Source organism: Citrobacter sp. Cb041, assembly GCF_030336655.1.
GTDB lineage: Bacteria > Pseudomonadota > Gammaproteobacteria > Enterobacterales > Enterobacteriaceae > Citrobacter > Citrobacter braakii.
The window spans coordinates 1-20,493 of sequence record NZ_JAOWDD010000036.1; the positions used below are offsets into that span (position 1 = coordinate 1).

Genomic DNA, 20,493 nt, shown 5'->3' on the forward strand with positions numbered 1-20,493 from the left:
TTCTTTAAGGTAAGGAGGTGATCCAACCGCAGGTTCCCCTACGGTTACCTTGTTACGACTTCACCCCAGTCATGAATCACAAAGTGGTAAGCGCCCTCCCGAAGGTTAAGCTACCTACTTCTTTTGCAACCCACTCCCATGGTGTGACGGGCGGTGTGTACAAGGCCCGGGAACGTATTCACCGTGGCATTCTGATCCACGATTACTAGCGATTCCGACTTCATGGAGTCGAGTTGCAGACTCCAATCCGGACTACGACATACTTTATGAGGTCCGCTTGCTCTCGCGAGGTCGCTTCTCTTTGTATATGCCATTGTAGCACGTGTGTAGCCCTACTCGTAAGGGCCATGATGACTTGACGTCATCCCCACCTTCCTCCAGTTTATCACTGGCAGTCTCCTTTGAGTTCCCGGCCGAACCGCTGGCAACAAAGGATAAGGGTTGCGCTCGTTGCGGGACTTAACCCAACATTTCACAACACGAGCTGACGACAGCCATGCAGCACCTGTCTCAGAGTTCCCGAAGGCACGTTCGCATCTCTGCAAACTTCTCTGGATGTCAAGAGTAGGTAAGGTTCTTCGCGTTGCATCGAATTAAACCACATGCTCCACCGCTTGTGCGGGCCCCCGTCAATTCATTTGAGTTTTAACCTTGCGGCCGTACTCCCCAGGCGGTCGACTTAACGCGTTAGCTCCGGAAGCCACGCCTCAAGGGCACAACCTCCAAGTCGACATCGTTTACGGCGTGGACTACCAGGGTATCTAATCCTGTTTGCTCCCCACGCTTTCGCACCTGAGCGTCAGTCTTTGTCCAGGGGGCCGCCTTCGCCACCGGTATTCCTCCAGATCTCTACGCATTTCACCGCTACACCTGGAATTCTACCCCCCTCTACAAGACTCTAGCCTGCCAGTTTCGGATGCAGTTCCCAGGTTGAGCCCGGGGATTTCACATCCGACTTGACAGACCGCCTGCGTGCGCTTTACGCCCAGTAATTCCGATTAACGCTTGCACCCTCCGTATTACCGCGGCTGCTGGCACGGAGTTAGCCGGTGCTTCTTCTGCGAGTAACGTCAATCACTGCGGTTATTAACCACAATGCCTTCCTCCTCGCTGAAAGTACTTTACAACCCGAAGGCCTTCTTCATACACGCGGCATGGCTGCATCAGGCTTGCGCCCATTGTGCAATATTCCCCACTGCTGCCTCCCGTAGGAGTCTGGACCGTGTCTCAGTTCCAGTGTGGCTGGTCATCCTCTCAGACCAGCTAGGGATCGTCGCCTAGGTGAGCCGTTACCCCACCTACTAGCTAATCCCATCTGGGCACATCCGATGGCAAGAGGCCCGAAGGTCCCCCTCTTTGGTCTTGCGACGTTATGCGGTATTAGCTACCGTTTCCAGTAGTTATCCCCCTCCATCGGGCAGTTTCCCAGACATTACTCACCCGTCCGCCACTCGTCACCCAAGGAGCAAGCTCCTCTGTGCTACCGTTCGACTTGCATGTGTTAGGCCTGCCGCCAGCGTTCAATCTGAGCCATGATCAAACTCTTCAATTTAAGTTTGATGCTCGTGAATTAAACTTCGTAATGAATTACGTGTTCACTCAGAGACTTGGTATTCATTTTTCGTCTTGCGACGTTAAGAATCCGTATCTTCGAGTGCCCACACAGATTGTCTGATAAATTGTTAAAGAGCAGTGCCGCTTCGCTTTTTCTCAGCGGCGCGGGGTGTGCATATTACGCCATCCCGCTACAGAGTCAAGCGTTTATTTTCGCTCTTCTCCGCTGACCCGGCGGTTTGTAATCCGTTGTTCCGTGTCAGTGGAGGCGCATTATAGGGAGTTATTTCAGGCTGACAAGGGGAAATTTAAAATAACTTTCCGAGTGCGTGTTTTTTCAGCAAAACCACCATTAACATGCCATAAAATAAGCAAATTGCCGTTTTTGCAGCCGCAATAACACTTCCAGGTGGCATACTAATGAATAAGAAATAAAGTAAGGAAAACCATTCATGCCGTTAAATGCCCAACAGCTAGCCGCACAGAAAAACCTGTCCTACGTTCTGGCCGAAAAGCTGGCTCAGCGAATATTAAAAGGTGAATACGCACCGGGCGCTATATTGCCTGGCGAAATAGAGCTGGGCGATCAGTTTGGCGTGAGTCGTACCGCGGTAAGAGAAGCGGTAAAGACGTTAACGGCAAAAGGTATGGTATTACCGCGCCCGCGTATTGGTACACGCGTCATGCCGCAGGCAAACTGGAACTTCCTCGACCAGGAGCTGCTCACCTGGTGGATGACAGAAGATAATTTCTCTCAGGTCATTAAACATTTTCTGGTGATGCGTATCAGCCTGGAGCCTCAGGCGTGTTTACTGGCGGCGACTATAGGTACGGCAGAACAGAAAGCGCATCTCAACACGCTGATGGAAGAAATGGTCGAGCTGAAAAGAAACTTCAGACGCGAGCGTTGGATTGAGGTTGATATCGCCTGGCATGAACACATCTATGAAATGAGTGCGAACCCGTTCCTTATCTCCTTCGCATCACTCTTCCATTCCGTTTACCAGACCTACTTTACCTCTATTACCTATAACGACGTGGTCAAGCTGGATTTACACCAGGCCATTGTCGACGCGATAGATGAGAGCGATGGCGATCGCGCCTTCGCTGCCTGTCAGGCATTGCTGATAGCACCGAACGTGCTACCGGATAAATAATATGTCAGAAAAGAAATCACGCAGTATGGCCGGGCTACCGTGGATAGCAGCCATGGCCTTTTTTATGCAGGCACTAGACGCCACGATCCTCAATACCGCCTTACCCGCAATAGCACACAGCCTTAACCGCTCTCCGCTCGCCATGCAGTCGGCCATTATCAGCTACACCCTAACGGTCGCGATGCTGATCCCGGTGAGTGGATGGCTGGCAGACAGGTTCGGTACCCGGCGCGTCTTTATGATAGCTGTTAGCCTGTTTACGCTGGGTTCGCTGGCCTGTGCGCTGTCCAGCTCCCTAAGCGAACTGGTGATTTTCCGCGTCATTCAGGGCATTGGCGGCGCCATGATGATGCCCGTTGCCCGTCTGGCATTATTACGTGCTTACCCCCGCAGCGAACTGCTTCCCGTGCTTAACTTCGTAACCATGCCTGGACTTGTGGGGCCGATTTTAGGTCCAGTATTGGGCGGTGTACTGGTCACGTGGGCCAGTTGGCACTGGATCTTCCTGATTAATATTCCAATTGGGGTTGCCGGTATCTTCTATGCCCGCAAATATATGCCGAACTTCACCACGCCGCGCCGCGGTTTTGATATGACCGGTTTCTTTCTGTTTGGTTTGAGCCTGGTGTTGTTTTCCTGCGGGGTAGAGCTGTTCGGTGAGAAGCTTGTCGAGACCTGGATAGCGCTCAGCATTATTCTTGCCAGTATTCTGTTACTGCTCGCCTACATTCGCCACGCGCGTCGTCACCCAACGCCGCTAATATCGCTTCCTATATTTAAGACCCGAACTTTTTCCGTCGGGATCGCCGGAAACCTTGCCACTCGTCTGGGTACAGGGTGCGTGCCCTTCTTAATGCCGCTGATGTTGCAGGTAGGCTTTGGATACCCGGCGCTGATAGCTGGTTGCATGATGGCGCCAACGGCGCTGGGATCAATACTGGCGAAATCAATGGTGACGCAGGTGCTGCGCCGGCTCGGCTACAGAACCACACTGGTGGGTGTTACGGTATTTATCGGCCTGATGATTGCGCAGTTCGCATTGCAATCTCCCGCCATGCCGGTCTGGATGTTGATCCTGCCGTTGTTCATTTTGGGTATGGCGATGTCCACCCAGTTTACCTCCATGAATACCATCACTCTGGCGGACCTGACCGATGAAAACGCCAGCAGCGGCAACAGTGTGCTGGCCGTTACTCAGCAGTTATCAATCAGTTTAGGGGTCGCCATCAGCGCTGCCGTTCTGCGTATCTATGAAGGTATGGAAGGAACCAATACGGTCGAGCAGTTCCACTACACCTTTATGACGATGGGCGCTATCACGGTAGTGTCTGCGCTGATGTTCATGCTGCTAAAAGCAAAAGATGGACGTAACCTGATTAAAGAGCGACATAATCCTAAACCGACCCCCGCTCCATCAAAACAGGAGTAAGTTGCAGGCGCTGTTGCTGTAATGCGGGCTGCGCCATCCGGTGGATTAATACATCGATGGCTAGTTCGCCCAGTTCATCTTTTGGTTGATGGATGGTCGTCAGCGGCGGCGTCATATAGCGCGCCAGCTCGATATCATCATAACCCACCACCGCCATATCCTGCGGAATGCGCAATCCCGATTGGTACAGAGCCTGATACGCGCCAACCGCCATGGCATCATTGCCGGTAAAAACGGCCTGCGGTCGCTGTTTATGCGACAGCAACGTTTGCATAGCTTCAAAGCCGCCGCCGAACTCAAAGTCACCGGTAATCTCGTAACCTTCCGGGACCGGCAACCCCGCCCGCTTCATTGCCGCCCGATATCCTTCCAGACGTAAACGCGCCGGAGTTTTATCCAGCGGCCCGGTGATGCAGGCAATGCGCGTAAAACCTTTTTCGATAAGATGTTGAGTGGCTAAATCCCCGCCCAACAGGGAGTTATCCTGGATCAGATCGCTTTCACCATCAAAAGGCGACCAGTCCATCATGACGGTCGGTATAGAAGGATAGCGTTGCATGATCTCCCTGGAAGGTTGATGTGTTTCCGTGCAGAGCAGCAGCAAGCCGTCCACCCGTTTTTGCATTAACGTTTCCAGATTACGGTTCATGCGCTGTTCATCACCTTCAGTGTTGCACAGCACCAGGCTGTAGCCGCGTTCAAAACAACTACGTTCAACGCCGCGCACCAGCTCAGAATAAAAGGGGTTGGTACTGGCAGTGATTAACATGCCAATAGTGTGGGTCTGGTTTAACTTGAGACTACGCGCCAGCGCTGAGGGCGCGTAGTTAAGCTCTTTAATCGCCGCTTCAACTTTGTCAGTGACAGACTCACTGACAAAGCGATCTTTATTAATGACGTGAGAAACCGTCGACGTGGAAACCCCCGCCAGGCGGGCGACGTCCTTCATTGTAGCCAAGCGTTACCTCTGTTGACTTAAAAACGCTTCTATTTCTTCGCGCCATGGAACGGAAGGCTGTGCACCCTTACGGGTGACCGCAATCGCCGCAGCGGCATGTGCAAATCGGATAGCTTCAGGCAGCGGAGTCTCTTCCAGTAACGCTGTAATTAACGCGCCGTTAAAGGTATCCCCAGCGGCGATGGTATCAACAGCGTCCACTTTAAACCCAGGCACACGCTGACCTTCACCATTTACGCTGGCCCACACCCCGCGACTGCCTAAGGTAATCAGTACAGTATGGATCCCCTTCGCGTGCAATGCCTGCGCAGCTTTGGCCGCGTCTTCATCGTTTTCAACCCGGATCCCCGTGAGCTTTTCAGCCTCGGTTTCATTCGGGGTAATAATATCCACCAGCGCCAGCAGTTCGTCAGAAAGTTCACGTGCCGGGGCCGGGTTAAGGGCTACCGTGGTCTTATTTTGATGTGCAATCTTTGCCGCAGCCAGTACGCTTTCGATCGGCGACTCTAACTGCATCAGTAAGGCAGACGCCTTGGCAATACGCTCATGCTGAGCTTCCACCAGCGCAGGCGAAAGTGCCGCGTTCGCACCAGCATGAATGCCGATGACGTTCTCACCTTCACCATTCACAAAAATCAACGCCACACCGGTCGATTCCCCAGAAATTACGCTAATCGGCGCAATATCGATATTATCTTTGGCTAACTGTTTACGAACACTTTCGCCAATATCATCATCACCCGTACAGGCAATAAATGCGATATTCGCGCCACTACGCCCCGCAGCAACAGCCTGATTCGCGCCTTTACCACCAAATGCGACCTGATAATGGTTACCGGTTACGGTTTCACCAGGTGTCGGGAAAGCGTTAAGGTTGAGGATGTGATCGGCATTGATACTGCCAAGAACAACGAGGTTGCCTGCGGTTTTCATATTTGGTGTTCCAAGTCAAAGTGCGCCACCGGATTAGGGTGGCGCGTGCCCTGCTTTTCTTTTTACGCCTTCATCCCCAAAACCCGATACGGGGATGGCGTCTTTATGTCTCCATCAGGCCGCGAGCGACCTGAATCGGTATTACTGCTTGATGACCAGCTTCAGGTCAACCGGATATTTAGCCTGAACCTTCTCGCCTTTCAGGACTTTATCCGCAGTCTCAACGCCTTTCGCGCCGATCTGATCCGGCAGCTGAGCAATGGTCGCAGCCAGTTTGCCATCATTTACTGCTTTTTCGCCATCTGGAGTACCGTCAAATCCAACCACCATCACATCAGATTTACCCGCAGTTTGCAGTGCGCGCAGCGCACCCAACGCCATTTCATCGTTCTGGGCAAATACGGCCTGCACGTCAGGATGCGCGGTAAGCAGGTTCTGCATGACGTTCAGACCTTTGGTGCGGTCGAAGTCGGCCGGCTGGCTGGCCAGTACGTTAAATTTGTGTGCCGCAACAGCCTGCTGGAAACCTTCGCCACGCTCACGCGCCGCTGAAGTACCGGCAATACCCTGCAGTTCGATAACTTTCGCGCCTTCACCCGCTTTCTTCGCGATGTAATCGCCCGCAATCTTACCGCCCAGCACGTTATCAGATGCAATATGGCTTACTACTTCGCCTTTGGACGCAACGCGGTCAAGGGTGATAACCGGAATTTTCGCCTGGTTAGCCATCTTCACAGCGTTACCAACAGCATCGGAGTCCGTCGGGTTAATCAGCAGAATTTTAGTTCCACGAACTGTTAAATCCTGAACGTTAGCCAGCTCTTTCGCCGGGTTGTTCTGTGAGTCCAGAATCACCAGGTTGTAGCCCAGCTTATCGGCCTCTTTTTGCGCCCCATCCTTCAAAGAAACAAAGAACGGGTTGTTGAGGGTGGAGACCACCAGCGCAATGGTATCTTTCGCCATCGCATTCGCGCTCACGGTGGCGCTCAGCGCAACAGCAGAAATCAGGGTAGCCAGTTTTTTCATGTTCATATTTAAGATGTCCTGTAATCGTTGTTACTGCTTTTTGTTGTCTACCAGTACCGCCAGCAAAATCACCACCGCTTTGACGATCATCTGGTAATAGGAGGATACACCTAACAAATTCAAACCATTATTGAGGAAACCAAGAATCAATGCGCCGATCAGCGTCCCAACAATACGTCCTTTACCGCCCGCCAGGCTGGTACCACCTAACACCACCGCGGCGATAGCATCCAGCTCATAGCCAGTACCTGCCGTCGGTTGCGCAGAGGAGAGGCGCGCTACTTCAATGATGCCCGCCAGCGATGCCAGCAGACCACACAGGGAGTAAACGATAATTTTGATTTTACTTACGCTGATACCGGACAGGCGCGTTGCCGCTTCGTTACCGCCCAGCGCATAGATATAACGACCCAGACGAGTGTGGTGCAGCATGTACCACGCCGCGAGGAAGACAATCCCCATAATCCACACAGGCGTAGGGACGCCTAACGGACGACCAATACCAAACCAGCCAAACAGATCGGCATTGTCAGTAAACCCGGTATTAACCGGACTGCCGTTGGTGTATACCATGGTCACACCACGCAGCAGCAGCATCATCACCAGGGTCGCGATAAACGCCTGTACCCGGCCTTTCGCGACAATCACCCCGGTTACCGCGCCAATAGCAGCACCGAGCGCCAGGGCCGCAGCGACAGCCACCAGCGCATTGACTTCAATCCCTACAATGGAAGCCGCAACCGCACCGGTAAGCGCCAGCAAAGAACCGACAGACAGATCGATCCCCGACGTCAGGATAACCAGCGTCATGCCAACGGCCATGATGGCGTTCACCGACGTTTGCTGGAGGATGTTGAACAGGTTATTAACGGTAAAAAAGTTAGGGCTCATGGTGGAAACAATCGCGATCAGCACTAACAGAGCGATGAGCGACTTTTGCTCCAGAAGCCATGCTTTAGTGAAATAACGGCGACCAGAAACAGCCTGGGTAGTCATCTTTTTTACTCCTGATTCACGCGATTAAGCTTGCCCACAGCGGCAGCCATTAATACTTCCTGAGTGGCCTGCTCGCGAGTGAACTCACCGCCGAGATGCCCTTCATGCATAACGATAATTCGATCGCTCATGCCCAATACTTCTGGCATCTCAGAGGAGACCAGAATGATGCTCAGCCCATCGGCCTTAAACTGGTTGATAAGCTGATAGATTTCTTTTTTAGCCCCAACGTCAACGCCGCGCGTTGGTTCATCGAGGATCAGGACTTTTGGTCGGGTCATCAGACCGCGCGCAATCGCCACTTTCTGCTGATTACCGCCAGAAAGCAGACCGATAGCCTGTTCCATCGATGGCGTTTTAACATTGAACAGACGAATAAAATCACCTACCGCCTGCTGCTCGTCTTTATGTTTAAGGCTTCCACCAGCGCGACTGAAATAACGCAGCGCGGTTAGTGACATGTTCTCTTTCACCGACATGCCCAGCACTAAACCATCGCGTTTACGGTCTTCAGAAATATAGACGATGCCGTTAGCCAACCCATCCTGCGGCGAACGGGTGACCACTTCATGGCCATCAAGCGTGACGTAACCGCTGGTGCGCGGCAATGCGCCGTACAACACTTTCATCAGCTCGGTACGTCCGGCCCCCATCAGCCCCGATACGCCAAGGATCTCGCCTTTACGTAGCGTGAATGAAACATCGTTTACGCCAGGGCCGCACAGGTTATCGACCTTCAGGCGAATATCACCCGGCGCTTTTTCCAGGCGCGGGTATTGTTCTTCCAGCTTACGTCCCACCATCATTTCAATCAGCGAGTCTTCGGTCAGCGAGGCGACTTCACGCTCGGCAATAAACTGCCCGTCGCGAAAAACGGTCACGTCGTCACAAATCTCGAAGATCTCTTTCATGCGGTGAGAAATATAGACAATGCCGCGTCCCTGGGATTTCAGTTCGCGAATAACGCGGAACAGGGATTCGGTTTCGGTATCGGTGAGCGCATCCGTCGGTTCATCCATAATGATGACCTTCGATTCAAAGCTCAGCACTTTGGCAATTTCAACCATCTGCTGATCGCCAATCGACAGTTCACCGACCAGTCTGTCGCTTTTAAAGCGCAGATTCAGTTTGGCAAGCAGCAGATCGGCTTCGGCGTACATCTTCTTCCAGTCAATTTTGCCAAAGCGATTAACGAACTCACGGCCAAGAAAAATGTTCTCGGCGATAGTGAGTTGCGGGATCAAATTCAGCTCCTGGTGGATGATACCGATTCCGGCTTCCTGGGAGGATTTAGGGCCGTTAAAGGTGGTCTCTTTTCCCAACCACAATAAAGAACCGGCATCACGGGTATAGATCCCGGTCAGCACTTTCATCATGGTGGATTTGCCCGCGCCGTTTTCGCCCACCAGCGCCATTACGCGGCCTGGGTAGACATTCAGCGCGGCGCCGGATAGCGCTTTTACGCCCGGGAACGCTTTATCGATCCCTTTGAGTTGCAGTAATGCGTTCATGATGGCCTCAGAACGTGACGCCAGCACAGAGAATGATATTCGCATACGGAGAACACTCTCCGCTGCGAATTACCGCCTGACTGTCTGCGGTTTGTTTTTTGAATTGTTCATGCGTGGTGTAACGAATTTCTATGGTGTTTCCCTGGTGTTGTTGCAGTTGCTCAATGTGGCTGAGCAACGTTTCGTGGAGTTGCGGATTATGTTGTTTAATTTCCGTCGCGAGAATGGCCGCCTCGACCTGCATTTCACGTGTCACCACATCCAGTACCTGCATAAAAGAAGGTACGCCCTGGGTTAATGCCATATCGATACGCGTTGTGCTATTCGGGATGGGTAAACCTGCATCACACACCACCAGCGTATCGGTATGCCCCAGACGGGAGATCACCGATGAAATTTCAGAGTTGAGTACCGTGCCTTTCTTCATTTTCTTTCCCCACTAGCGAAACGTTTCGCTGAAGATAAGTGTAGAGCGAAGAGTGGAGATAAAACCACCGCGAAGTTACGAAAATGTGATCGCCATCGAAACGTTTCGCAAGGATTATCATTCGATGAAATGAAAACTGGGAGGGACAAAACAAAACGCCCCCTTTCGCGATGAAAGAGGGCGTCGATGAGATTAAATCTCGACCTGAGTACCGAGCTCAATAACCCGGTTAGGTGGGATTTCAAACTGGTCCGGGGCGCGCAGCGCATTGCGTTGTAGTAGCAGATACAGCTTGCCGCGCAGACGCAGATACCATGGTCGTTTGCCAACAATCAACGACTCATGCGACATGAAGAACGAGGTTTCCATCATCCGACAGCTTAAGCCTTCCAGACCGCAGCGATGGAACACTTCTTCAACGTTCGGCGTTTCGCGCCAACCGTAGCTGGCCACCACGCGCCAGAAGGTGGGCGATAACTGCTCAATCTGCACCCTACGCACATTGTGAACATATGGCGCATCTTCCGTGCGCAGCGTCAGCAGAATAACGCGTTCATGCAGGACCTTGTTATGTTTGAGGTTATGCAGTAGCGCAAACGGGATGACGTTCAATGCACGAGACATGTACACCGCCGTTCCCGGCACGCGTACCGGTGGTGATTTCTCCAGAGAGGCAATCATCGCCTCCAGAGAGTTGCCGTGCTCATGCATGCGACGCAGCAGACGGAAACGCTCGCTTTTCCAGGTAGTCATGATGGTGAACATCACCAGACCCAGCGTCAGAGGCAGCCAACCGCCGGAAATCAGTTTATCGAGGTTCGCGGAGAACAGCGGAACATCGACGCACAAGAACGCCACCAGGATCAGGAAGACGAAGTATTTATTCCAGTGCCAGTTTTTGCGCGCCACGGTGGTCGACAGAATTGAGGTCAGCACCATTGTCCCCGTCACCGCAATCCCGTACGCCGCAGCCAGATTGCTGGAGTGTTCAAAGCTCACAATCACAATAACCACTGCAAAATAGAGCATCCAGTTAACGAAAGGAATGTAGATCTGGCCCGACTCCATTTCCGAGGTATGGATGATACGCATCGGCGATAAATACCCCAGACGCACGGCCTGACGCGTCAGTGAGAAGACGCCGGAGATAACCGCCTGTGAAGCGATAACCGTTGCCAGCGCGGCGAGGATCAGGAGCGGTATCAACGCCCAGTCCGGCGCCAGCAGGAAGAACGGGTTTTTAATCGCTTCAGGATGCTTTAACAGCAACGCCCCCTGACCAAAATAGTTCAGTACCAGCGAAGGCAATACCACGGAGAACCATGCCAGGCGAATCGGCAACTTACCGAAGTGGCCCATATCCGCATACAGCGCTTCAACACCGGTAATCGACAACACCACCGCACCCAGCGCAATAAAGGACAACGTTTTGAATTCGAGGAAGAAATGCACCGCCCAATACGGATTGAGCGCCTGCAGCACTTCCGGATTGCCAATAATACTGCGCACGCCTAACACTGCCAGCGTCAGGAACCACAACAGCATAATCGGCGCAAACAGCTTACCGACCATGCCGGTACCGTGTTTTTGAATCAAAAACAGCAGGGTCAGTACGATTATCGAGAGCGGAACAATCCAGGTATCCAGTTGCGGGGCAATGATCTCCAGACCTTCAATCGCCGACATCACCGAGATAGCAGGCGTTATCACCACTTCTCCATAGAAGAAGCTGCCGCCAATCAACCCCATAATCACCAGCATGGAGGTTGTTCGTGCTGAAGTATTACGCCCGGCCAATGACATCAGCGTCAGGATCCCGCCTTCTCCGGCGTTATCCGCGCGCATGACAAACGTCAGGTATTTAATGGAGACAACAAAGATCAGCAGCCAGAAAATCAGCGAGAGAAAGCCAAATACGGCGTCACGTTCAACGCCAAAACCAAACTGGCCGGACAAACATTCACGAAGCGTATAAAGTGGGCTGGTACCAATATCACCGTAGACAACCCCAATGGCCGCAAGGGTAATCGCAGACAATGATTGTTTATTATCAGTGCTCATAGACTCGTCTTTCGTTTATACACATCATCTTTCAAGCCACCTCCGCGTGGGCTGCATTCGTTATTCCCCCCATCCCAGAAGAAAACTCCATTGCCGCCTTGGTGCAGCTTGATTGATTTGGTGTATATATAAGAAATGTGTGCGTCGTCCCTTGGCCCACAAAAAGGCGCACAGTATGCACGATTAATCGCAAAATCGTACCCCTAAATGAGACCAGATTAATCTGGCTCAAAGAAAAATAAGCGCACCTTCAGTCTATTACTGCACTGGTGTGAAGCATCTATACTCGCTGTTTATGCAGTACATTTGGCGAAAGGACGCCACTTCATTATGGCTCACCCACATTTATTAGCGGAAAGAATTTCCCGTCTGAGCAATGCGCTGGAAAAGGGACTTTATGAACGTAGCCACGCCATTCGTCTGTGTCTGCTGGCTGCGCTTAGCGGCGAGAGCGTTTTCTTATTAGGTCCTCCCGGGATCGCGAAAAGCTTAATTGCCCGCAGACTGAAATTTGCCTTTCAAAATGCTCGCGCCTTCGAATATCTGATGACGCGCTTCTCTACGCCGGAAGAGGTTTTCGGCCCGCTGTCCATTCAGGCGTTAAAAGACGAAGGTCGCTATGAACGCTTAACGGCAGGCTATCTCCCTGAAGCTGAAATCGTCTTTCTCGATGAAATCTGGAAGGCGGGACCGGCGATTCTTAACACCCTGCTGACTGCCATCAACGAACGCCACTTCCGCAACGGCGCGCATGAAGAGAAAATCCCGATGCGCCTGCTGGTGGCAGCCTCCAACGAACTGCCTGAAGCAGACAGCAGCCTGGAAGCGCTGTACGACCGTATGCTGATTCGTCTGTGGCTGGATAAAGTCCAGGACAAGGCCAACTTCCGCTCGATGCTGTTAAGTCAGCAGGATGAAAGCGACAATCCGGTCCCGGTATCGTTACAGGTAACGGATGAAGAGTATTACCAGTGGCAAAAGGACATTGGCGCCATCACGCTTCCCGATCGCGTGTTTGAGCTTATTTTCATGCTGCGCCAGCAGTTGGACACGCTACCGAATGCCCCCTACGTGTCCGATCGTCGCTGGAAAAAAGCCATTCGCTTGCTCCAGGCCAGCGCCTTCTTTAGCGGACGTGATGCGGTAGTTCCCATCGACCTGATCCTGCTGAAAGATTGCCTGTGGTACGACGCACAAAGTCTGAATCTGATGCAGCAGCAGCTGGAAATATTGATGACCGGACACGCATGGCAACAGCAAGCCATGCTGACCCGTCTGGGCAGTATTGTGCAGCGCCGCATTCAGCTCCAGCAGCAGCAAAGCGATAAAACAGCATTCACCGTGATCCGTCAGGGCGGCATGTTCAGCCGTCGTCCTCATTATGATTTACCGCCGGAGGCCACGTCTTCCGTCGTGACATTACTACTGCAAAAACCCTTAAAGCTGCATGATATGGAAGTAATCCATATTGCTTTCGAACGTAGCGCGCTGGAACTGTGGTTAACCAAAGGCGGTGAGATCCGCGGAAAATTAAACGGCATCGGTTTTGCCCAGACGCTGAACATGGAAGTGGATAGCGCGCAGCACCTGGTTGTACGCGACGTCAGCTTACAAGGCTCTCGCCTGGCATTGCCCGGAACATCACAAGAGAGTATGCCCGCTGAAATAAAACAGGAGCTTGAAGCGCTCGATAACGAGTGGCATCAGCAGCACAGCGCATTTAGCGAGCAACAAAAATGTCTGTTTATTCATAGCGACTGGTTAGGCCGCATTGAGGCCAGTCTGCAGGATGTCGGGGCACAAATCCGCCAGGCGCAACAATGCTGACCCTTGATACACTCAACATCATGCTGGCAGTCAGTGAAGAAGCGATGATCGAAGAGATGATCGTCGCCCTACTGGCTTCTCCGAAGATGGTGGTATTTTTTAACAAATTCCCTCGCCTTAAAAAAGCGATCACTGACGATATTCCCCGCTGGCGTGAATCTTTGCGTAGCCGCCTCAAAGATACCCATGTACCGCCGGAGTTAGCGGAAGAAGTCATATGCTATCAACAAAGCCAGCTCCTCTCTCATGCGCAGTTTATCGTCCAGCTACCGCAAATATTGTCGCTATTGCACCACCTCCATTCGCCATGGGCCGGACAAGCGCAGCAGTTGGTCAATGACAACAGCGCGTTTACGCCTGCCCTACATACGCTTTTTCTCCAGCGCTGGCGCCTGAGCCTGGTGGTGCAAACCACAACGCTGAATCAGCAACTGCTGGAAGAAGAGCGCGAGCATTTGCTCAGTGAAGTACAGGAACGGATGACCCTCAGCGGGCAACTGGAACCCGTACTGGCAGAAAATGACAACGCCGCAGGCCGGTTGTGGGATATGAGCACAGGTCAAATCAAGCGCGGTGATTATCAGTTGATGGTGAAATATGGCGAATTCCTGACGCAACAACCTGAACTCCAGCGTCTGGCTGAGCAGTTAGGCCGTTCCAGAGAAGCGAAATCCGTACCGCGAAAAGATGCGCCAATGGAAACTTTCCGTACCCTGGTGCGCGAACCGGCAACCGTCCCGGAGCAAGTAGATGGCATCCAGCAAAGCGACGATATCCTGCGCCTGCTGCCGCCGGAACTGGCCACGCTGGGCATTACCGAACTGGAATACGAGTTCTACCGACGACTGGTGGAAAAGCAGCTGTTGACCTATCGCCTGCACGGCGAAGCATGGCGTGAGAAAGTCACGGAACGCCCTGTGGTGCATCAGGATTTTGACGAGCAACCGCGCGGACCGTTTATCGTCTGCGTTGATACTTCGGGATCGATGGGCGGCTTTAATGAGCAGTGTGCGAAAGCCTTTTGCCTGGCGCTAATGCGCGTCGCCCTTGCCGATAACCGACGCTGTTTCATCATGCTGTTTTCAACAGAAGTAGTGCGCTATGAGCTATCCGGCCCGGAGGGCATCGAACAGGCGATCCGTTTTTTAAGTCAGCGCTTTCGCGGTGGTACCGATATTGCCAGCTGTTTTCGCGCCATTACTGAGCGCATGCAGGGTCGGGAATGGTTTGATGCTGATGCGGTGGTGATCTCAGATTTTATCGCTCAGCGATTACCCGATGAGGTTGTCAGCAAAGTGGGGGAATTACAGCGGGTGCACCAGCACCGTTTTCACGCGGTGGCGATGTCAGCACATGGTAAACCCGGTATCATGCGCATTTTCGATCATATCTGGCGCTTTGATACCGGGATGCGAAGCCGCCTGCTCAGACGCTGGCGGCGTTAATTCTTACAACAGAGAGGCGACGCTTTCACGTACCTGTGCCGGCCATACGCCACACTGAACCTGACCAATGTGTGGTAATTGCAGCAACAGCATGGTCAGACGCGACTGCCCAATTCCTCCACCAATCGTCTGTGGCATTTCACCGCGCAGCAGCGCCTGGTGCCATTCCAGACTCAGACGATCTTCATCTCCGGTCAGAGACAGCTGATGTTTCAGAGCGTCAGCATCCACACGGATCCCCATAGAAGACAGCTCAAACGCATCCTCCAGTACCGGGTTCCAGACCAAAATATCACCGTTCAGACCGGCGTGACCCAGCTCGGATGCTGAACTCCAGTCATCATAATCCGGCGCACGTACATCATGGCGGTGACCGTCGCTGAGCTTGCCGCCGATCCCCACCAGGAATACCGCGCCCAGCTCTTTAGCGATCGCACGTTCACGACCTTTTGCGTCAAGACCAGGATAACGAGATAACAGTTCCTGGCTATGAACAAAGTGGATCTGCTCTGGCAGGAACGGTGCCAGACCAAACTCTTTGCTCACCGCAGCTTCGGTAGCCTTAATTCCCGCCCAGATAGCCTCTACCGTGCTTTTCAGAGTGGAGAATTGACGCTCGCCATCGCCCATCACGCGCTCCCAGTCCCACTGGTCAACATACACTGAGTGCAGCGGGGAAAGGCGATCTTCATCAGGACGCAGGGCCTTCATATGCGTGTACAGCCCTTCGCCTGCGCTAAAGTCGTGTTGTCCTAATGTTTGACGCTTCCACTTCGCCAGTGAATGAACCACTTCGAATTGAGCGTCTGGCAATGCTTTAACCTTCACCTGCACCGCTTTTTCACAGCCCGACAAGTTATCTTGCGTGCCATCTCCTACGCGGCTGAGGATCGGAGCCTGAACTTCGATCAGACCTAAACGCTCTTCCAGCTGACGAGAAAAATGAGATTTTACGAAGCTAATTTGACGTTGTTTGGCAATGTAAGCGGTTTTCATTATGTGTACTCCTGTGTCCTGTTGCCTATGATTAAGCAACAGAATGTAGGTAATATTCAATAATCAACAAACAAAAAGCCGTCTTCGATTTTGATTCGTTAAAATTAACGTCTAAAATAGAGGGAATCATTAATCTACATAAGAAAAACCTATGGAAAATTATCAGATCGACAATCTGGACCGCGGCATTCTTGACGCCCTGATGGAAAATGCCCGAACGGCCTATGCCGAATTGGCCAAACAGTTCGGCGTTAGCCCGGGGACAATTCACGTTCGCGTAGAGAAGATGAAGCAGGCCGGGATTATTACCGGCGCGCGGATTGATGTTAGTCCCAAACAGTTAGGCTATGACGTCGGTTGCTTTATCGGCATCATCCTGAAAAGTGCGAAAGACTATCCGTCAGCGTTGGCCAGACTGGAAAGCCTCGATGAGGTGACCGAAGCGTATTACACCACCGGGCACTACAGCATCTTTATAAAGGTGATGTGCAAGTCGATCGACGCGTTACAGCAGGTACTTATCAACAAGATCCAAACAATTGATGAAATTCAGTCCACGGAGACCCTGATCGTCCTGCAAAACCCGATCATGCGTACCATCAAGCCATGATCGCTTTTTTTAATCCCCTATTTTTCCACAGGTAGATCCCAGCTCGCTCACAGCGTACAATACGCCCTCTTTATAAAGGTGGGCGATCATGGCAGAAATCACTCTTATCAGCGGCAGCACGCTTGGCAGTGCGGAATATGTAGCAGAGCATCTGGCTGAAAAACTGGACGACGCGGGTTTTTCCAGCGAAATACTGCATGGGCCAATGCTTGAAGAGGTCCCGACTGATGGGATCTGGCTGATTATTAGCTCCACGCACGGTGCGGGAGACATTCCTGACAACCTGCAGCCTTTATATGATGCCTTATGCGAGCAAAAACCGGACCTTTCACAAGTGCACTTTGGTGCAATCGGGATCGGCAGTCGTGAATATGACACCTTTTGCGGCGCAATCGACAAGCTGGAAGCCGAACTGAAAGCCTGCGGGGCAAAACAGATCGGCGAAACGCTCAGGATCAACGTACTGGAACATGAAATTCCGGAAGATCCGGCTGAAATTTGGCTGGGATCCTGGCATCCATTGCTCAGAGATTTGTAAAGATCGTACTTTTTTATGTGGATAACTCTGGTTAAAAGCTTGGATCAACCGGTAGTTATCCCAAGAACAACCGTTGTTCAGTTTTTGAGTTGTGTATAACCCTTCATTCTGCTCCCAGCTTATACGGGCCAGGATCACCGATCATTCACAGCTAATGATCCTCAACAACCTGTTGATCTTATTCAAAGGATCGCCCTTATCCACAGAAAGTTGCGATCCTAATAAGAGATCACAATAAAACAGATCTCTAAATAAAAAGATCTTCTTTTTAATACCCAGGATCCCAGGGCTTTCTCGATCGACTAAAGTTGAGTAGAATCCACGGCCCGGGCTTCAATCCACTTTCACACCGCGTTATGCGAGGCAATTACCATGTTTTATCAGGATCCTTTTGACGTCATCATCATTGGCGGGGGTCATGCAGGCACCGAGGCCGCAATGGCCGCGGCGCGAATGGGTCAACAGACTCTGCTTTTGACACACAATATCGACACTCTGGGACAGATGAGCTGCAACCCGGCGATCGGCGGTATTGGGAAGGGACACCTGGTAAAAGAAGTGGATGCGCTTGGTGGGTTGATGGCAAAAGCGATCGACCATGCAGGTATCCAGTTTAGGATACTAAACGCCAGCAAAGGGCCAGCCGTTCGTGCTACCCGAGCTCAGGCCGACCGTGTGCTCTATCGCCAGGCTGTACGCACCGCACTCGAGAATCAACCCAATCTGATGATCTTCCAACAGGCGGTTGAAGATCTGATTGTTGAAAACGATCGTGTTGTGGGTGCAGTGACCCAAATGGGACTGAAGTTCCGTGCCAAAGCGGTTGTGTTAACCGTAGGGACTTTTCTTGACGGCAAAATTCATATTGGTCTGGACAACTACAGCGGCGGCCGTGCTGGCGATCCGCCGTCTATCCCGCTGTCACGCCGTCTGCGTGAACTGCCGTTACGCGTCAGCCGCCTGAAAACCGGTACGCCGCCGCGTATCGATGCACGCACTATTGATTTCAGCGTGCTCGGCCAGCAAAACAGCGATAACCCGATGCCGGTCTTCTCATTCCTGGGCGATGCTTCTCAACATCCGCGTCAGATGCCGTGTTACATCACGCATACCAATGAGAGAACCCATGACGTGATCCGCAATAACCTCGATCGTAGCCCGATGTATGCAGGCGTGATCGAAGGTATCGGTCCGCGCTACTGCCCGTCGATCGAAGACAAAGTGATGCGCTTTGCCGATCGTAATCAGCATCAGATCTTCCTCGAACCGGAAGGACTCACGTCTAACGAAATTTATCCGAATGGTATCTCCACCAGCTTGCCGTTCGATGTGCAGATGCAAATTGTCCGCTCCATGCAGGGAATGGAAAATGCCAGAATCGTCCGTCCTGGCTACGCGATTGAGTATGATTTCTTCGATCCGCGCGACCTGAAACCCACTCTGGAAAGCAAATTCATCCAGGGTCTGTTCTTTGCGGGCCAGATTAACGGTACTACCGGTTACGAAGAAGCTGCCGCGCAAGGGATGCTGGCGGGTCTGAACGCCGCACGCTTGTCTGCTGAGAAAGACGGCTGGGCTCCGCGTCGCGATCAGGCTTATCTTGGTGTACTGGTGGACGATCTGTGTACGCTTGGCACCAAAGAACCGTACCGTATGTTCACCTCACGCGCAGAATACCGTTTGATGCTGCGCGAAGATAACGCCGACCTGCGTCTGACCGAAATTGGTCGTGAACTGGGTCTGGTGGACGACGAGCGCTGGGCTCGTTTCAACGAGAAGCTGGAGCGTATCGAACAGGAACGTCAGCGTCTTAAATCAACCTGGGTAAATCCGTTAGCGGAATCTGCAGCAGAAGTGAATGCTCACCTGGCTACGCCTTTGTCACGTGAAGCCAGCGGTGAAGATCTTCTGCGCCGCCCGGATATGACCTATGCTCAGTTGACCTCTTTATCTGCGTTCGCACCAGCGCTCGACGATGCTCAGGCCGCGGAACAGGTTGAGATTCAGGTGAAATACGAAGGGTATATCGCCCGTCAGCAGGAAGAAATCGAAAGACAACAGCGTAATGAGAACACCCTGTTGCCTGCAACGCTGGATTATCGTCAGGTCTCAGGCTTGTCGAATGAAGTTATCGCCAAGCTGAACGATCACAAACCGGTATCAATCGGCCAGGCATCGCGTATTTCTGGCGTAACGCCTGCCGCCATTTCCATTCTGCTGGTATGGCTGAAGAAACAAGGTATGCTGCGCCGCAGCGCTTGATAACACTATTTTGGCGGCGGGCGCTTCGCCTGCCCGCCCTACAAATTTGTAGTCCCGATAAGCTATAGCGCATCGGGAAATTGATTATGAACAGGTAACGACCGTGCTCAACAAACTCTCTCGTCTGCTGGCTGATGCTGGTATTTCTCTTACCGATCACCAGAAAAATCAGCTGATTGCGTATGTCGATATGCTGCACAAATGGAACAAAGCGTACAACTTGACGTCGGTACGGGATCCCAACGAAATGCTGGTGCGCCATATTCTGGACAGTATTGTCGTCGCGCCGTATCTGAAGGGGGAGCGTTTTATCGACGTGGGTACGGGACCGGGCCTGCCGGGTATTCCTCTCTCTATCGTGCGCCCAGAAGCGCATTTCACACTGCTGGATAGTCTGGGAAAACGCGTCCGTTTCTTGCGTCAGGTGCAGCATGAGCTTGCGCTTACTAACATCACTCCTGTGCAAAGTCGCGTTGAAGAATTCCCTTCAGAGCCGCCGTTCGATGGGGTCATTAGCCGTGCGTTCGCGTCACTTACTGATATGGTGAGTTGGTGCCATCATTTGCCTGGCCTGGATGGGCGTTTTTATGCGCTAAAAGGGCAGTTGCCAGAAGACGAAATTGCCTCGTTGCCTGCAGAATTCAGCGTCGAGTCGGTCGAAAAATTACGCGTTCCGCAACTGGATGGTGAACGTCATCTGGTGGTTATTAAGCCAAACAAAATTTAATTTTTATCAAAAAAAATAGAAAAAAAACGGCTATTC

Annotated in this window: 16 protein-coding genes and 1 rRNA gene; 8 read left to right on the forward strand and 9 right to left on the reverse strand. The window is 52.2% G+C overall.

Annotated features, from left to right (window positions below):
* Positions 1-10 precede the first annotated feature (10 nt).
* Positions 11-1,552: ribosomal RNA gene (locus tag OGV52_RS08745) — 16S ribosomal RNA — on the reverse strand.
* Between the two features lie 454 nt (positions 1,553-2,006).
* Between OGV52_RS08745 and OGV52_RS08750 the strand changes: the two genes are divergently transcribed.
* Together OGV52_RS08750 and mdtD are read left to right on the forward strand one after the other, a co-directional pair.
* On the forward strand, positions 2,007-2,711 hold the full coding sequence (locus tag OGV52_RS08750; protein WP_016157828.1) for a FadR/GntR family transcriptional regulator: 705 nt from the start codon (positions 2,007-2,009) through the stop codon (positions 2,709-2,711).
* Between the two features lies 1 nt (position 2,712).
* Positions 2,713-4,140 (forward strand): multidrug transporter subunit MdtD, encoded by a 1,428-nt coding sequence (mdtD, locus tag OGV52_RS08755; protein ID WP_287108383.1) that lies wholly within the window; start codon positions 2,713-2,715, stop codon positions 4,138-4,140.
* Here mdtD and rbsR read toward each other — a convergent pair.
* The 7 genes from rbsR to kup all read right to left on the reverse strand — a co-directional run bounded on the left by rbsR (position 4,106) and on the right by kup (position 12,052).
* The gene (gene rbsR / locus OGV52_RS08760; protein ID WP_016155093.1) at positions 4,106-5,098 is read right to left on the reverse strand and encodes a ribose operon transcriptional repressor RbsR; all 993 of its coding nucleotides are present in this window, start codon (positions 5,096-5,098) and stop codon (positions 4,106-4,108) included. The genes mdtD and rbsR overlap by 35 nt on opposite strands.
* Positions 5,099-5,101: 3 nt before the next feature.
* On the reverse strand, positions 5,102-6,031 hold the full coding sequence (rbsK, locus tag OGV52_RS08765; protein WP_287108384.1) for a ribokinase: 930 nt from the start codon (positions 6,029-6,031) through the stop codon (positions 5,102-5,104).
* Positions 6,032-6,172: 141 nt separating this feature from the next.
* The gene (gene rbsB, locus OGV52_RS08770) at positions 6,173-7,063 is read right to left on the reverse strand and encodes a ribose ABC transporter substrate-binding protein RbsB (RefSeq protein ID WP_016155091.1); all 891 of its coding nucleotides are present in this window, start codon (positions 7,061-7,063) and stop codon (positions 6,173-6,175) included.
* A 24-nt stretch (positions 7,064-7,087) separates the two neighbouring features.
* Positions 7,088-8,053 (reverse strand): ribose ABC transporter permease, encoded by a 966-nt coding sequence (rbsC, locus tag OGV52_RS08775; protein WP_003023762.1) that lies wholly within the window; start codon positions 8,051-8,053, stop codon positions 7,088-7,090.
* A 5-nt stretch (positions 8,054-8,058) separates the two neighbouring features.
* On the reverse strand, positions 8,059-9,564 hold the full coding sequence (gene rbsA / locus OGV52_RS08780; protein ID WP_181221009.1) for a ribose ABC transporter ATP-binding protein RbsA: 1,506 nt from the start codon (positions 9,562-9,564) through the stop codon (positions 8,059-8,061).
* A gap of 7 nt (positions 9,565-9,571) precedes the next feature.
* On the reverse strand, positions 9,572-9,991 hold the full coding sequence (rbsD, locus tag OGV52_RS08785; RefSeq protein WP_016155090.1) for a D-ribose pyranase: 420 nt from the start codon (positions 9,989-9,991) through the stop codon (positions 9,572-9,574).
* A gap of 192 nt (positions 9,992-10,183) precedes the next feature.
* Positions 10,184-12,052, reverse strand: a complete 1,869-nt coding sequence (kup, locus tag OGV52_RS08790; RefSeq protein ID WP_003023768.1) for a low affinity potassium transporter Kup — start codon at positions 12,050-12,052, stop codon at positions 10,184-10,186.
* A gap of 330 nt (positions 12,053-12,382) precedes the next feature.
* On the opposite strand from kup, the gene ravA reads away from it, so the two are divergent.
* Positions 12,383-13,879: an ATPase RavA gene (gene ravA / locus OGV52_RS08795; RefSeq protein ID WP_104651924.1), complete on the forward strand. Its 1,497-nt coding sequence runs from the start codon at positions 12,383-12,385 to the stop codon at positions 13,877-13,879.
* A complete protein-coding gene (viaA, locus tag OGV52_RS08800; RefSeq protein ID WP_287108385.1) occupies positions 13,873-15,324 on the forward strand; it encodes an ATPase RavA stimulator ViaA in 1,452 nt (483 codons plus the stop codon). Before ravA ends, viaA begins: the two co-directional genes overlap by 7 nt.
* Positions 15,325-15,327: 3 nt before the next feature.
* On the opposite strand, the gene asnA is transcribed toward viaA, so the two are convergent.
* Positions 15,328-16,320, reverse strand: a complete 993-nt coding sequence (asnA, locus tag OGV52_RS08805; protein WP_016155087.1) for an aspartate--ammonia ligase — start codon at positions 16,318-16,320, stop codon at positions 15,328-15,330.
* Between the two features lie 151 nt (positions 16,321-16,471).
* Here asnA and asnC point away from each other — a divergent pair, with 151 nt between their 5' ends.
* The 4 genes from asnC to rsmG all read left to right on the forward strand — a co-directional run bounded on the left by asnC (position 16,472) and on the right by rsmG (position 20,457).
* The gene (asnC, locus tag OGV52_RS08810; protein WP_003023780.1) at positions 16,472-16,930 is read left to right on the forward strand and encodes a transcriptional regulator AsnC; all 459 of its coding nucleotides are present in this window, start codon (positions 16,472-16,474) and stop codon (positions 16,928-16,930) included.
* Between the two features lie 88 nt (positions 16,931-17,018).
* The gene (gene mioC / locus OGV52_RS08815) at positions 17,019-17,468 is read left to right on the forward strand and encodes an FMN-binding protein MioC (RefSeq protein ID WP_016155086.1); all 450 of its coding nucleotides are present in this window, start codon (positions 17,019-17,021) and stop codon (positions 17,466-17,468) included.
* A gap of 372 nt (positions 17,469-17,840) precedes the next feature.
* Positions 17,841-19,730, forward strand: coding sequence for a tRNA uridine-5-carboxymethylaminomethyl(34) synthesis enzyme MnmG (mnmG, locus tag OGV52_RS08820; RefSeq protein ID WP_016155085.1), 1,890 nt, complete (start codon positions 17,841-17,843; stop codon positions 19,728-19,730).
* Between the two features lie 103 nt (positions 19,731-19,833).
* Positions 19,834-20,457 carry a 16S rRNA (guanine(527)-N(7))-methyltransferase RsmG gene (gene rsmG, locus OGV52_RS08825; RefSeq protein WP_016155084.1) on the forward strand — a complete coding sequence of 208 codons (624 nt, stop codon included), beginning with the start codon at positions 19,834-19,836 and terminating at the stop codon, positions 20,455-20,457.
* The last annotated feature ends 36 nt before the right edge of the window (positions 20,458-20,493 follow it).